This is a genomic window from Agrobacterium sp. DKPNP3 (genome assembly GCF_052686535.1).
Map to the genome: position 1 here is coordinate 1 of NZ_JBQYSN010000037.1, position 13,898 is coordinate 13,898.

Here is a 13,898-nt window from a genome sequence, read left to right on the forward strand (position 1 = left end):
TGACAGCCGGCGCCGGCGCCGTGCTTGCCAAGCCTGCCGATCCAGGCGGGCTGGTTGAGGAAATTCACCGGCTACTGAAGGCAAAACGTCCGTCGCTAATATGAAACGGCGGACTCGCGCTGGTCGCATTTTGTCACTATTCTGTCGTCAAATAGTGATTTATGACAGGAAAATTCTTTGGTGGCGGAGCGATTCCCCATGGTTGCCGAAATCCTCAATCATGACATTTGCGAGAACAATGTCGTCATTCCTGCTCGTCCGGACATAGCTCAGGACAATGAGGGTCTTTTCGGGCGTATCGGCAAGCTGGAAACACGGCTGGCAAGAAACGAGCGAGAGATCGATGCCGCGCAATCCGTGCGTTACCGGGTCTTTGTGGACGAGATGAAGGCGCGCCTTCCCGCAGAAGCGATGCGGCGCCAGCGCGACTTCGACGCCTGGGACAGCGTTTGCGATCATCTGCTTGTTCTCGACAAGTCGATCGAAGGCGACAGCGAGGACCAGATCGTCGGTACCTATCGCCTGCTGCGGCAGGATATCGCGATGGCAAATAACGGCTTTTATTCAGCCAGCGAATTCGACATCGCTGGCCTCGTCGCACGTCATCCCGGCAAGCGCTTCATGGAACTTGGCCGCTCCTGCGTGCTGCCGGAATATCGCACCAAACGCACCGTCGAGCTTCTGTGGCAGGGCAACTGGTCTTACGCGGTCAAACACCGCATGGACGCGATGATCGGCTGCGCCTCATTCCCCGGCGTGCAGCCGGAAGCGCACGCGCTCGCCTTGTCCTTCCTGCACCATAATTGCCTGGCAAAGGGAGAGTGGGAAGCGGTCGCGCTCCCCGAACTCTACCACGAAATGGACCTCGTCCCGGCAGAGGCGCTCAACGCCCGCAAGGCGCTGAATGCCATGCCGCCGCTGATCAAGGGTTACATGCGTCTCGGGGCCATGTTTGGCGCTGGCGCGGTCGTTGATCATGCTTTCAACACGACCGATGTCCTGGTGGTTCTGCCGGTATCATCCATCGCCGGCCGTTACATCAGCTATTATGGCGGCGAGGCCGAACGCATCAACGGTTGATCGGTTTTTGATCTGCGCCATCAGGATGTTCCTGTGGGCAGCGCATCCGCGTCTGTTGTCTTGGGGCGGCCATTCCCGCTAGTGTCGGCGCTCATTTTCCGCAACACGATATGACATCGGCAGGCCATTGACGGACGTTCTGACAACCGCTTCCCTGATCTCGGAAGAAAGCCGCGCGACGGCCACTCCGATGATGGAGCAATATATCGAGATCAAGGCGAACAATCCCGGTTCGCTGCTGTTCTACCGCATGGGCGATTTTTACGAATTGTTTTTTGACGATGCGGTGGAAGCCTCCCGCGCTCTCGGTATCACCCTGACGAAACGCGGCCAGCATATGGGTCACGATATTCCCATGTGTGGCGTTCCCGTTCACGCGGCGGATGACTATCTCCAGAAGCTTATCATGCGCGGTTATCGCGTGGCGGTCTGCGAACAGGTCGAGGATCCGGCAGAAGCCAAGAAGCGCGGCTCGAAATCCGTGGTCAAGCGCGATGTGGTGCGGCTCGTCACACCAGGCACGCTGACGGAAGAAAAACTGCTGTCGCCGACGGAATCCAACTATCTGATGGCGCTGGCGCGTATTCGCGGCAGTGTAGAAGCACAGTTCGCGCTCGCCTGGATCGATATTTCCACCGGCGTTTTCCGTCTGGCGGAGACGACGCTTACCCGGCTTCTCGCCGATATCTGGCGCATCGATCCGCGCGAGTTGATCGTCGCTGACAGCCTGTTCCACGATGATGAACTTCGGCCGGTTTTCGATATGCTGGGCCGCGTGGCGGTGCCGCAGCCGGCCATTCTCTTCGATAGCGCGACAGCGGAAGGGCGCATCGCGCGTTATTTCAACGTCTCCACGCTCGACGGATTCGGCACGTTTTCACGCGTGGAAATGGCCGCTGCCGCTGCTGCGGTTGCCTATGTCGAAAAGACGCAGATTGCCGAGCGCCCGCCACTTGGCGCACCTGAGCGGGAAAGTGCCGCCTCCACGCTGTTCATCGATCCCGCCACCCGCGCCAACTTGGAGCTCGTAAAAACGCTGTCGGGTGACAGGGACGGCTCGTTGCTGCATGCGCTGAACCGAACGGTCACCGGCGGCGGCGCGCGGCTTCTCGCCGAGCGGCTGATGTCACCCTTGACCGATCCGGAGAGGATCAATGCCCGTCTCGACGCGGTCGCTTATCTCATCGACGATGTCTCTCTCTGCGACGGCCTGCGCGATGCGCTGAAGCAGGTTGCCGATATGCCGCGTGCGCTCTCTCGTCTTGCGCTGGAGCGCGGCGGCCCACGCGATCTCGGCGCGATTAGACAGGGTTTGGCGTCGGCCGAGAGAATTGCCGCCGTTCTTGATCAGGGGCTGTTGCCGGAGGAGCTTGCCTCGGCCCTTGCCGATCTGAAAGCCTTGCCGCGCGGACTGGAAGCCATGCTCGGCTCGATGCTGGCCGACGATCTGCCGCTTCTGAAGCGCGATGGCGGCTTCCTGCGTGAGGGCGCCAATCCCGAACTCGATGAGGTGCGGGCGCTGCGCGATCAGTCGCGCCGGGTGATCGCGGGGTTGCAGCTGCAATATGCCGAGGAAACCGGGATCAAGTCCCTCAAGATCAAGCACAACAACGTGCTTGGTTATTTCATCGAGGTGACGGCAGGCAATGCCGATGTGATGACGGCGACCGATGAGGCGAAGGCGCGCTTCATTCACCGCCAGACCATGGCCGGAGCCATGCGCTTTACCACCACCGAACTTGCCGATCTCGAAAGCCGCATCGCCAATGCCGCGGCTGAAGCTCTGACCATGGAGCTGGAAGCCTTCGAGCGGATGGTTGAGGCAGTGGTAAAGCAGGCGGAGGCGATCAAGGAGGGTGCGCTGGCACTAGCGGTCATCGATGTCGCCTCAAGCCTTGCTTATCTCGCGACCGAACAGGCCTATTGCCGGCCGATTGTTGATGCCTCCATGACCTTTGCGATCACAGGCGGGCGCCACCCGGTTGTAGAACAGGCGCTGCGGCGGCAGTCCGCCGGGCCGTTCATTGCAAATAATTGCGATCTATCGGCAGTCAATGGTGGCAAGAATGGTGCGATCTGGCTGCTGACCGGCCCCAACATGGGCGGTAAATCCACGTTCCTGCGCCAGAATGCTCTGATCGCCATCCTCGCGCAGATCGGTTCTTTCGTGCCGGCGGAAGCCGCCCATATCGGCGTCGTTGACCGGCTGTTTTCGCGTGTCGGCGCGTCTGACGATCTGGCGCGTGGCCGCTCGACCTTCATGGTGGAGATGGTGGAAACTGCCGCCATTCTCAATCAGGCGACGGATCGCTCGCTGGTCATCCTGGACGAGATCGGCCGGGGTACGGCGACCTTCGACGGACTTTCCATCGCCTGGGCGTCGGTGGAGCACCTGCATGAGGTCAACCGCTGCCGCGGCCTTTTTGCCACCCATTTCCATGAGCTCACCGTCCTGTCGGAAAAGCTAGGCCGCCTTTCCAATGCCACGATGCGGGTAAAAGAGTGGGAAGGCGATGTTATCTTCCTGCACGAAGTCGGACCCGGTGCTGCGGATCGTTCCTACGGCATTCAGGTGGCGCGGCTTGCGGGCTTACCGGCATCGGTGGTGGAGCGGGCCCGCGAGGTACTGACGAAGCTGGAGGATGCCGATCGCAAGAACCCGGCAAGCCAGCTGATCGATGATCTGCCGCTGTTCCAGATCGCGGTTCGCCGCGAGGAAACGCGCAAGGCAGGACCATCAAAGGTGGAGGAAGCCCTGAAAAGCTTCAACCCGGACGAAATGACCCCGCGTGAGGCATTGGACGCGCTCTATGCGCTAAAGAAAGAACTTGGCAAGGCTTGAAGGGATAGAGTGCCTGTCCATAGCCTCTGAAACTCTTTATAGGACACTCCCAACGCAAGCGGTGGGATCTCCCACAGGACATGGATACCGGCATAGATGGCCATCAAGGACCTGGATTTTTCCGACATTCTCGATGTATCGGCGCTGAAGCGAGACTGCGACGTCATCTTCAGGGAAGACGGCAAGCGCATCGCCGACATCAGGTCCGATCTGCTGCCGATCTTCCGCAAGGCCAGCACGGAAGGTCGGGAGAAGGTGCGGGAGCTTTTGAAGGCGGATGGCAGTGGCATCGATTGCGCCCGACGCATCTCCTGGCTGCAGGACCGGCTGATCGAAACCCTCTATGATCTCGCCTGCCAATATGTCTATCCGAAGGATGCGCCGCAGATCGCGGTCGCCGCGGTTGGCGGTTATGGACGCGGCACACTGGCGCCGGGATCGGATATCGACCTCCTGTTCCTGCTTCCTCCGAAGAACACGCCTGACATGCACAAGGCCGTGGAGTTCGTGCTCTATCTCCTCTGGGATCTCGGCTTCAAGGTCGGCCACGCCACCCGCACCGTGGATGAGTGCATTCGGCTTTCAAAATCCGACATGACGATCCGCACCGCCATTCTGGAAGTGCGGGCGATCTGCGGCAAAAAATCCCTGACTGACGATCTCGAAAAACGTTTCGAGTCGGAGGTCGTCACCGGAACCGGCCCGGAATTCATCGCCGCCAAGCTCGCCGAGCGTGACCAGCGCCACCGCAAGGCCGGCGATACGCGTTATCTGGTGGAGCCCAACGTCAAGGAAGGCAAGGGCGGGTTGCGCGACCTGCACACACTGTTCTGGATCGCCAAATATTATTACCACGTCCGCGACACGGCCGATCTCGTCAAACTCGGCGTTTTGTCAAGGTCGGAACTGAAGCTGTTCGAAAAGGCCGATGATTTTCTCTGGGCCGTCCGTTGCCAGATGCATTTCATCACCGGCAAGGCGGAAGAACGCCTTTCCTTCGATATTCAGCGCGAAATTGCCGATGCGCTGAACTATCAGCCGCGCCCCGGCCTCTCTGCCGTCGAGCGCTTCATGAAGCACTATTTCCTTGTCGCAAAAGATGTCGGTGATCTCACCCGCATCGTCTGCGCCGGTCTGGAGGACAGGCAGGCGAAGGACGTGCCTGGCCTTTCCGGCGTGCTCAGCCGCTTCGCCCACCGCGTTCGCAAGATTCCGGGTTCCGTGGAGTTCGTGGAAGACCGGGGCCGCATCGCGCTCGCCAAACCCGATGTGTTCAAGAACGATCCGGTCAATCTCATCCGGCTCTTCCATATCGCCGATATCAACAATCTCGAACTGCACCCCGATGCCTTGCGCGTCGTCACTCGTTCGCTTTCGCTCATCAATGACGAGCTGCGGGAAAACGAGGAGGCAAATCGGCTTTTCCTGTCGATCCTGACCTCGCGGCGCGATCCGGCGCTGACGCTGCGGCGCATGAATGAGGCCGGTGTGCTCGGCAAATTCATCCCCGAATTTGGCAAGATCGTCGCGATGATGCAGTTCAACATGTATCATCATTACACGGTGGACGAGCATCTGATCCGCTCCGTCGGCGTGCTGTCGGAAGTGGACAAGGGAACAGCGGTCGATGCCCACCCGCTCGCCAATCAGCTGATGCCCGGCGTCGAGGAACGCGAGGCGCTTTATGTGGCGGTACTGCTGCACGATGTCGCCAAGGGCCGGCAGGAAGATCACTCCATTGCCGGCGCGCGTGTGGCGCGCAAGCTCTGCCAGCGCTTCCGTCTCACCGGCAAGCAGACTGAAACGGTTGTCTGGCTGATCGAGCAGCATCTTCTGATGTCCATGGTCGCCCAGACGCGAGACCTGCACGACCGCAAGACCATCACCGATTTCGCCGACAAGGTGCAATCCATGGAGCGGCTGAAGATGCTGCTCATCCTGACCGTCTGCGATATCAGGGCTGTCGGTCCGGGTGTGTGGAACGGCTGGAAGGGACAGTTACTGCGCTCGCTGTATTATGAGACCGAACTGCTTCTGTCAGGCGGCTTCTCGGAAGTCTCCCGCAAGGAGCGCGCGCAGATTGCCCGCCAAGCGCTCTACGATGCCCTTGACGACTGGGGCCAGAAGGCGCGGCGCAAATATACAAAGCTGCATTACGAGCCCTACCTGCTGACTGTGGCGCTGGAAGACCAGGTGCGCCACACCCGCTTCATCCGCGAGGCCGACAAGCAGGAGAAGGCGCTCTCGACCATGGTGCGCACCCATTCCTTCCACGCCATCACGGAAATCACCGTTTTGGCGCCCGACCACCCGCGCCTGCTTTCGATCATAACCGGCGCATGCGCCGCGGCTGGCGCCAACATTGCCGACGCGCAGATTTTCACCACCTCCGATGGGCGGGCGCTCGATACGATCCTCATCAACCGCGAATTTCCGATCGACGAGGACGAGACGCGGCGCGGCAACAATGTCGGCAAGCTCATCGAAGAAGTTCTCTCCGGCAAGCAGCGCCTGCCGGAAATGATCGCCACCCGCACCAAGAGCCGGAAGAAAAAGAGCGCCTTCACCATTCCGCCTTCGGTGACGATCTCGAATGGTCTGTCCAACAAGTTCACCGTGATCGAGGTCGAGTGCCTCGACCGGCCGGGGCTTCTGGCCGACATGACGGCGGTCATCGCCGACCTGTCACTCGACATTCACTCCGCCCGCATAACCACCTTCGGCGAGAAAGTCATCGACACCTTCTACGTGACCGACCTGTTCGGCCAGAAGGTGACGACGGACAACCGGCAGGCCAGCATCGCGCAACGCCTGAAGGCTGTGATGAGCGAGCAGGAAGACGAATTGCGCGACCGCATGCCGAACGGCATCATCGCCCACCCAGACGTGGCGGCCCTGCCGGCCGCGCGCACGGCAAAGGCTTGATAGTCCCATGAGTCTGATCGGCAAGTTCGCCACCGTCGGCACCGCCACGCTCGGCAGCCGCATTTTCGGCTTTCTGCGCGAAACGCTGATGGCAGCCGCCGTCGGCACCGGACCGGTAGCCGATGCCTTCAACGCCGCATTCCGATTTCCCAATACCTTTCGGCGGCTTTTTGCCGAGGGTGCATTCAACTCTGCCTTCGTGCCGCTTTTCGCCAAGGAAATCGAAGCGAATGGCATGGAGGGTGCAAGGCGCTTTTCCGAGGAGGTCTTCGGCGTCCTGTTCACGGTGCTCCTGGCCCTGACAATTTTGATGGAATTGTCGATGCCGTTCATCGTCCGCACCGTCATCGCGCCGGGCTTCCTCGAAGATCCGGTGAAGTTTGATAACACTGTCCGCCTTGCGACGATCATGTTTCCCTATCTGGCCTGCATGTCGCTCGCGGCGATGATGGGCGGCATGCTGAACTCGCTGCACCGTTATTTCGCGGCGGCGATCGCACCGGTTTTCCTCAATATCATTCTCATCGGCGTGCTGGCGCTGGCCTGGTGGAAAAATTACGATCCGCTTCAAGTCGGTTACGCGCTCTCATGGGGCGTGATGGCGGCAGGTCTCGTGCAGCTCGCCATCGTCTGGATTGCAGTGCGCAATGCCGGCATGCGCATTGGTTTCCGCAGACCACGGCTGACGAAGAATGTGCAGCGCCTTCTGGTCCTTGCCCTGCCGGCAGCAATCACCGGGGGCATCACCCAGATCAATCTGCTCATCAACACCAACATCGCGTCCGGCGGCGAAGGTGTCATATCCTCCCTTGCCTATGCGGACCGCATCTATCAACTGCCGCTCGGTGTCGTCGGCATCGCTGTTGCCACGGTGCTCCTGCCGGAACTGGCGCGCGCGCTGCGCGGCGGCCATATGGTGGAGGCCGGAAGCCTGCAGAACCGCTCGGTCGAGTTCGTGCTGTTCCTGACCCTGCCCGCTGCCGCGGCACTTCTCGTCATGGCCGAACCCATCGTTCGTTTCCTGTACGAGCGCGGCAATTTCGCGCCGTCCGCAACGATCACCGTTTCACAAATCCTCGGCATCTACGGTTTGGGCCTTCCCGCTTTCGTGCTGATCAAGGCCTTCATTCCCGGTTTCTTCGCGCGCGAGGACACCCGCACGCCAATGATCTTCGCGGCGATTTCCGTTGTCGTGAATGTCTCGCTGGCGCTTACGCTTTTCCCGCGCCTCGGCGGTCCCGGCATCGCGATCGCGGAAATCACCGCAGGCTGGGTCAACGCCGCGCTGCTGTTTGGCATGCTCCTGTGGCGTGGTCACTGGCATCTGGATATTCCGCTGCTCACCCGTATCCCGCGCCTGCTCTTGGCCGCGGCGCTGATGGCCGTATTTGTGCATTATGCGCTGACGTGGCTGACCTTCGAGCTGTCTTCCGCCTCGTCCATCTTCGTGCGTGCCGGCACGATCATGGGCCTCGTCTTTGCCGCCATGCTGGTTTATTTCGTCCTGGCTTTCCTATCTGGAGGTGCCGACATCGGGATGGTGAAGCGGGCCGTCCGCAAGCGCGGTAAAAAGACTGCCGAAACGGAGGCTGGCTGATGTCCTTTGCTGAAAACCGCCGCATCGCCATGGTTACCCTCGTGGTCGATGACTACGATCGGGCGAAGGCGTTTTATTGCGATGTTCTCGGCTTCGAGTGCCTCTCCGATGAGCCACTTGACGACGGCAAAAGGTGGCTGGTGGTCAAGCCGCAGGGCGCTGACGGTGGCGCCCTTCTGCTTGCCGAGGCGGATGGCGAAGAGCAGCGACGTTCCATCGGCAACCAGACCGGCGGCCGTGTTGGATTTTTCCTGCATACCGACGATTTCGCCCGCGACCATGAAACCATGATTGCACGCGGCGTGCGCTTTCTGGAAGAGCCGCACCATGAGGCTTATGGTTACGTCGCGGTCTTTGCCGACCCTTACGGAAATCGCTGGGACCTTCTTCAGCCGCGCCGTGGATAGCCTTGAAACCGCTTGATTGCAAGGGGCTGCGGGTGCATAAGCGCGCGTGCAATTGCAAACACGGGGCGGGGACCTCCACAAGCCTTTTCGAGGACGACAATGAACGCATTCAAGCCGCTGGTTTTCTCGGGCGTCCAGCCGACCGGCAATCTGCATCTCGGCAATTATCTGGGCGCGATCCGCAAATTCGTGGCGTTGCAGGAAGATAATGACTGCATCTATTGCGTCGTTGATATGCACGCCATCACCGCCCAGCTCGTTCACTCGGACCTGAAGGCGCAGACCCGTTCGATCGCGGCCGCCTTCATCGCTTCGGGCATCGATCCGGTGAAGCACATCGTCTTTAACCAGTCGGCCGTGCCGCAGCATGCGGAACTGGCATGGGTGTTCAACTGCGTGGCGCGCATCGGCTGGATGGAGCGCATGACGCAGTTCAAGGACAAGTCCGGCAAGAATACCGAACAGGTCTCGCTCGGCCTGCTCGCCTATCCGAGCCTGATGGCTGCCGACATTCTCGTCTATCGCGCCACCCACGTTCCTGTCGGCGATGATCAGAAACAGCATCTGGAGCTTGCCCGCGACATTGCCCAGAAATTCAATATCGATTTCGGAGACCATATCCGCAAGACGGGCCTTGGGCTCGACATTACGGTTGGCGATGAGCCGGTGCACGCTTATTTCCCAATGGTGGAACCGCTGATCGGCGGGCCGGCACCGCGCGTCATGTCCTTGAAGGACGGCACCAAAAAGATGTCGAAGTCCGATCCTTCCGATCTGTCGCGCATCAACCTTATGGATGACGTCGACGCGATCTCGAAGAAGATCAAGAAGGCAAAGACCGATCCCGACGCGCTGCCGAGCGAACTGGAAGGTCTGAAAGGCCGTCCGGAGGCCGAAAACCTCGTCGGCATCTATGCAGCCCTGTCAGACAAGACCAAGGCGGATGTCCTTGCCGAGTTCGGTGGCCAGCAGTTCTCAACATTCAAGCCGGCTCTCGTCGAGCTTGCCGTCAATGTGCTGGCGCCCGTCAATAACGAGATGCGTCGTCTTCTCGATGACCCGACCCATATCGATGCCATCCTCAGCCAAGGTGGTGAGCGGGCGCGTGCCACCGCGGAAAAGACGATGAACGAGGTGCGCGATATCATCGGCTTCCTGCGCTGACAGGTCGCTGCCACGCGAGTGCGGCGGGCGGTTTGCGCCTGCCGTGATTTGATATAATCTCCGCTCGAACCGTCGGGCGGTTTTTCGGATCACGGCGGATTTTGGGAGTACAGAATGGTTTCAACACGGCTGTCGCGTCTGGAAGGGCATCGCCGCAAGTTTCTCGCTGTAATCGATGACACACCGGAATGCGAAAGGGCCGTGCATTATGCCGGTCGTCGCGCCAAGAATTCCAATGGCGGTCTGGTACTGCTTTACATGATCCCGGAAGGCGATTTCCAGCAATGGCTGGGTGTCGAGCAGATCATGCGGGCCGAAGCGCGTGAGGAAGCGGAAGCCACGCTCGCCAAGATCGCCCAGAAGGTACGCGAAACGATCGGCATAGAGCCGGAATCCGTCATTCGGGAAGGCAGCGCGACCGAGCAGATTCACGGGTTGATCGAGGAAGATCGCGATATCGCCATTCTCGTATTGGCTGCCGGATCAACGAAAGAAGGGCCGGGACCGCTGGTTTCCTCCATCGCCGGACGTGGTGCGGCCTTCCCGATCCCAGTCACCGTTCTACCCGACACCTTGTCGGATGAGGAAATCGACGCACTTTGCTGACCCTCCAAGGGTTGGATTGAAGAGTTGGCGATTTCTTGAATGTAATTATCATGTCAGGGCTTGAAGTGTAGCGTCGCCGGGCGTATTTTTGGAAGAATTCTAAATTGCGGGGCGTGAACGGCGACCTCGAAGGAGACAGACAATGTTCATTCAGACGGAAGCGACGCCGAATCCCGCTACGCTCAAGTTCCTGCCTGGCAAGGTGGTGCTGGAAAGCGGGACCGCTGAGTTTCTCAACCCCTCGCAGGCGCAGGCCTCGCCGCTCGCTGAAAGGCTCTTCACCATTCCGGGTGTGACCGGCGTCTATTTCGGTTTCGACTTCATCACCGTTACCAAGGATGATGCCGAGTGGCAGCATCTGAAGCCTGCCATTCTCGGCTCGATCATGGAACATTTCATGTCCGGCCGGCCGATCATGGGCACGGCGATTGCGGCCGAAGTTTCGGACGAGGAAGGTGAGTTCTTCGAAGAGGGTGACGAAACCATCGTCGCCACCATCAAGGAACTGCTGGAAACTCGCGTGCGCCCTGCCGTGGCGCAGGATGGCGGCGACATCACCTTCCGCGGTTTCCGTGATGGCACGGTGTTCCTGAACATGAAGGGCGCCTGCTCGGGTTGCCCATCCTCCACCGCCACGCTGAAGCACGGCGTTCAGAACCTGCTCCGCCATTTCGTGCCGGAAGTGCTCGAAGTCGAAGCGGTATGACGTTCTAAGCCAGGCCCCGCCATGATTGTTCTCGCACTCGACACGTCAGGTGTTGATTGTTCCGCCTGCGTTTATGACAGTGCCTCCGACAAGGTGCTCGGCGACGTGTGCGAAACGATCGGCAAGGGCCATGCCGAAAGGTTGATGGCCGTCATCGACGGTGCCCTGCAGCAGGCGCAATTGCCGCTGCAGCAAATCGAGCGCATTGCTGTGACCATCGGTCCGGGGTCCTTTACGGGCATCCGGGTCGGTGTCGCGGCAGCGCGAGGTTTTGCTCTGTCGCTTGGCGTCGATGCGGTTGGTGTCACCACGCTCGAGACGATCGCTTTGCATCATCTCCTCGAAAACCCGGGCCACCCCGTGGCGGTAGGGCTCGATGCGAAACGTGGCGAGGCCTATCTCCAGACATTTGCAGCCGATGGATCGCCGCTCCGTGAAGCGGTCCTGCTTTCTCTCGATGATGCAAAAGCGGCTCTTTCGGGTTTCGATGGCGCCGTCATCGGCTCGGCCGCACCGCTCTTTGCAGGGCAGGAAAACGGCGCGGGCCCGGATCATTTTCCGATTGCCGCTGTCGCTCGAGCCGGTGCCCGCAAACCGGCTGGCCAGCCCAAACCCGCGCCGCTTTACCTGCGTGGACCGGATGCCCGGCCACAGACAGGTTTTGCGCTGGCACGCCGGGACGTTGCCTGATACGGCATGCGTCAGTGCATGTTTCTGATTCCCGATATTGGCGATGTTTGACGATTACCTGAGCTGGAAACCCTATTTCGAGATCGTGCCGATGCAGCACGAGGATTGCGCTGCCGTGGCGGACTTGCATGCCCTGCGCTTCCCGCGTCCCTGGAATGATGGAGAGTTCTCAGGCCTGCTGACTCAGGGCTCGGTTTTCGGCGCTGTCGCCCGCCAGACTAACGCTTTTTTCAGCAAGCCGCTGGGTGGTTTCATATTGGCGCGTGAAGTGGCCGGCGAGGCGGAAATCCTCACCGTTGCGGTGTCGGAAAAATTCGCGCGCGCCGGTCTTGGCTGGCGGCTGATGCAGTCGGCCATCCGCGAGGCGATGATGCGTGGCGCCGAAACCATGTTCCTCGAGGTGGATAATAACAACGCCTCTGCCGTCGGACTTTACAGGAAGCTGGGCTTCAAGACGGTTGCGGAACGGAAGGCCTATTATACGGCCAAGGATGGATCGAAGTCGACGGCGCTTGTCATGCGCCGCGATCTTCGCTAGTTCCCTGCGACAGGCATTTTTTCGGCGAAAGCCGCAAACCGGAATTCTCAAAAGGCCAGAAGACGTGACAGACCTTTCGAAAACGCTGGAGGAGCTCTGCGCCGAGCGCGGCATGCGCATGACGGACCAGCGCCGCGTCATCGCCCGTGTTCTTCAGGAATCGGCGGATCATCCCGATGTCGAGGAGCTCTATCGCCGTTCCTCCGCCGTCGATCCGCGCATCTCGATTTCCACGGTCTATCGAACGGTCAAGCTGTTCGAAGATGCAGGGATTATCGAGCGGCACGATTTTCGCGACGGTCGCTCGCGTTACGAGACGGTTCCAGAAGAACATCATGATCATCTGATCGACCTCAAGAACAGCGTCGTGATCGAATTTCACTCGCCCGAAATCGAGGCGCTTCAGGAAAAGATCGCCCGCGAGCATGGCTTCAAGCTGGTGGATCACCGTCTGGAACTTTACGGCGTGCCTCTGAAACCAGAAGAACGCTGAGGCCCATGTGAGCAGGCGGGCGTTCTCATTATGATGTGGTTGCGCACGGCCTATATTGCGGTCGTTCTCCTGGTCGTCACGCTGGTCCTGCTGCCGCTGCAACTCCTGGGGCTTGCGTTCAACTGGCATCTGCGCCGCCGCATCCCACGCATCTGGCACCGCATCGCCTGCCACGTCCTCGGCATTCGTGTCCATGTCCACGGCGACGTCGAGCGCGCAAAGCCGCTCATGCTGGCAGTGAACCACGCCTCGTGGAAGGATATCCTCGTTCTGGGCAGCATCGCCGACGTGGTGTTCATTGCCAAAACCGAGGTGCGGGACTGGCCGGTCTTCGGCTGGCTCGCTCGGTTGCAGAAAAGCATTTTCGTTCAGCGGGAGCAGAAGCGCAGCACCGGCGCCCAGGTCAGCGAGATTGCCAGCCGCATGGCGGACGGGGAAATCGTCGTCCTGTTTCCGGAAGGCACGACGTCGGACGGAAACCGCGTGCTCCCCGTCAAATCTTCGCTGTTCGGCGCAGCTTCCACCGCAGCCGATCAGGTTCCCGGAAAGCTGGTATACGTCCAGCCCGTGGCGATTGCCTATACCCGGGTGCAGGGCATGTCCATGGGACGCTACCACCGCGTCATTGCCGCCTGGCCGGGCAGCATCACGCTCGTGCCGCATCTGCTCGGTATCATCAAGGCGGGCAACATCGATGTCGACGTGACATTCGGCGACAGTATCCCCTTTCACAACACGGATAACCGCAAGCGCCTCACAACCGATATCACGGCTACAATCCGCTCCATGCTGGCATTCAGCCTGCGCGGCGGCTGGCGCGATTAGCAGATGTGTTCGCCTTTCCGGCATT

Annotated in this window: 12 protein-coding genes; all 12 read left to right on the plus strand. The window is 60.2% G+C overall.

Annotated elements, in window-relative coordinates:
* The first annotated feature begins 198 nt into the window (after positions 1-198).
* The 12 genes from ACUTJJ_RS12230 to ACUTJJ_RS12285 all read left to right on the plus strand — a co-directional run bounded on the left by ACUTJJ_RS12230 (position 199) and on the right by ACUTJJ_RS12285 (position 13,873).
* Positions 199-1,080, plus strand: coding sequence for a GNAT family N-acetyltransferase (locus ACUTJJ_RS12230; RefSeq protein WP_063949535.1), 882 nt, complete (start codon positions 199-201; stop codon positions 1,078-1,080).
* 190 nt (positions 1,081-1,270) lie between these two features.
* Complete coding sequence (mutS, locus tag ACUTJJ_RS12235; protein ID WP_445542367.1) at positions 1,271-3,922, plus strand: DNA mismatch repair protein MutS; 2,652 nt, start codon at positions 1,271-1,273, stop codon at positions 3,920-3,922.
* 96 nt (positions 3,923-4,018) lie between these two features.
* Entirely contained in the window at positions 4,019-6,847 is a 2,829-nt protein-coding gene (locus ACUTJJ_RS12240) for a [protein-PII] uridylyltransferase (protein WP_063949537.1), read from the plus strand.
* Positions 6,848-6,854: 7 nt separating this feature from the next.
* Positions 6,855-8,444: a murein biosynthesis integral membrane protein MurJ gene (murJ, locus tag ACUTJJ_RS12245; RefSeq protein ID WP_445542347.1), complete on the plus strand. Its 1,590-nt coding sequence runs from the start codon at positions 6,855-6,857 to the stop codon at positions 8,442-8,444.
* Positions 8,444-8,851, plus strand: coding sequence for a VOC family protein (locus ACUTJJ_RS12250; protein ID WP_445542348.1), 408 nt, complete (start codon positions 8,444-8,446; stop codon positions 8,849-8,851). The genes murJ and ACUTJJ_RS12250 overlap by 1 nt, the downstream gene beginning before the upstream one ends.
* A gap of 99 nt (positions 8,852-8,950) precedes the next feature.
* A complete protein-coding gene (gene trpS / locus ACUTJJ_RS12255; protein WP_445542349.1) occupies positions 8,951-10,015 on the plus strand; it encodes a tryptophan--tRNA ligase in 1,065 nt (354 codons plus the stop codon).
* Between the two features lie 114 nt (positions 10,016-10,129).
* The gene (locus ACUTJJ_RS12260; protein WP_063949541.1) at positions 10,130-10,621 is read left to right on the plus strand and encodes a universal stress protein; all 492 of its coding nucleotides are present in this window, start codon (positions 10,130-10,132) and stop codon (positions 10,619-10,621) included.
* Between the two features lie 142 nt (positions 10,622-10,763).
* A complete protein-coding gene (locus ACUTJJ_RS12265) occupies positions 10,764-11,327 on the plus strand; it encodes a NifU family protein (protein WP_063949542.1) in 564 nt (187 codons plus the stop codon).
* 21 nt (positions 11,328-11,348) lie between these two features.
* Positions 11,349-12,017 (plus strand): tRNA (adenosine(37)-N6)-threonylcarbamoyltransferase complex dimerization subunit type 1 TsaB, encoded by a 669-nt coding sequence (tsaB, locus tag ACUTJJ_RS12270; protein ID WP_445542350.1) that lies wholly within the window; start codon positions 11,349-11,351, stop codon positions 12,015-12,017.
* A gap of 43 nt (positions 12,018-12,060) precedes the next feature.
* On the plus strand, positions 12,061-12,555 hold the full coding sequence (locus ACUTJJ_RS12275) for a GNAT family N-acetyltransferase (RefSeq protein WP_209085771.1): 495 nt from the start codon (positions 12,061-12,063) through the stop codon (positions 12,553-12,555).
* A 64-nt stretch (positions 12,556-12,619) separates the two neighbouring features.
* The gene (locus tag ACUTJJ_RS12280; protein WP_063949545.1) at positions 12,620-13,048 is read left to right on the plus strand and encodes a Fur family transcriptional regulator; all 429 of its coding nucleotides are present in this window, start codon (positions 12,620-12,622) and stop codon (positions 13,046-13,048) included.
* A gap of 30 nt (positions 13,049-13,078) precedes the next feature.
* Positions 13,079-13,873 carry a lysophospholipid acyltransferase family protein gene (locus ACUTJJ_RS12285; protein WP_445542351.1) on the plus strand — a complete coding sequence of 265 codons (795 nt, stop codon included), beginning with the start codon at positions 13,079-13,081 and terminating at the stop codon, positions 13,871-13,873.
* Positions 13,874-13,898: the final 25 nt, after the last annotated feature.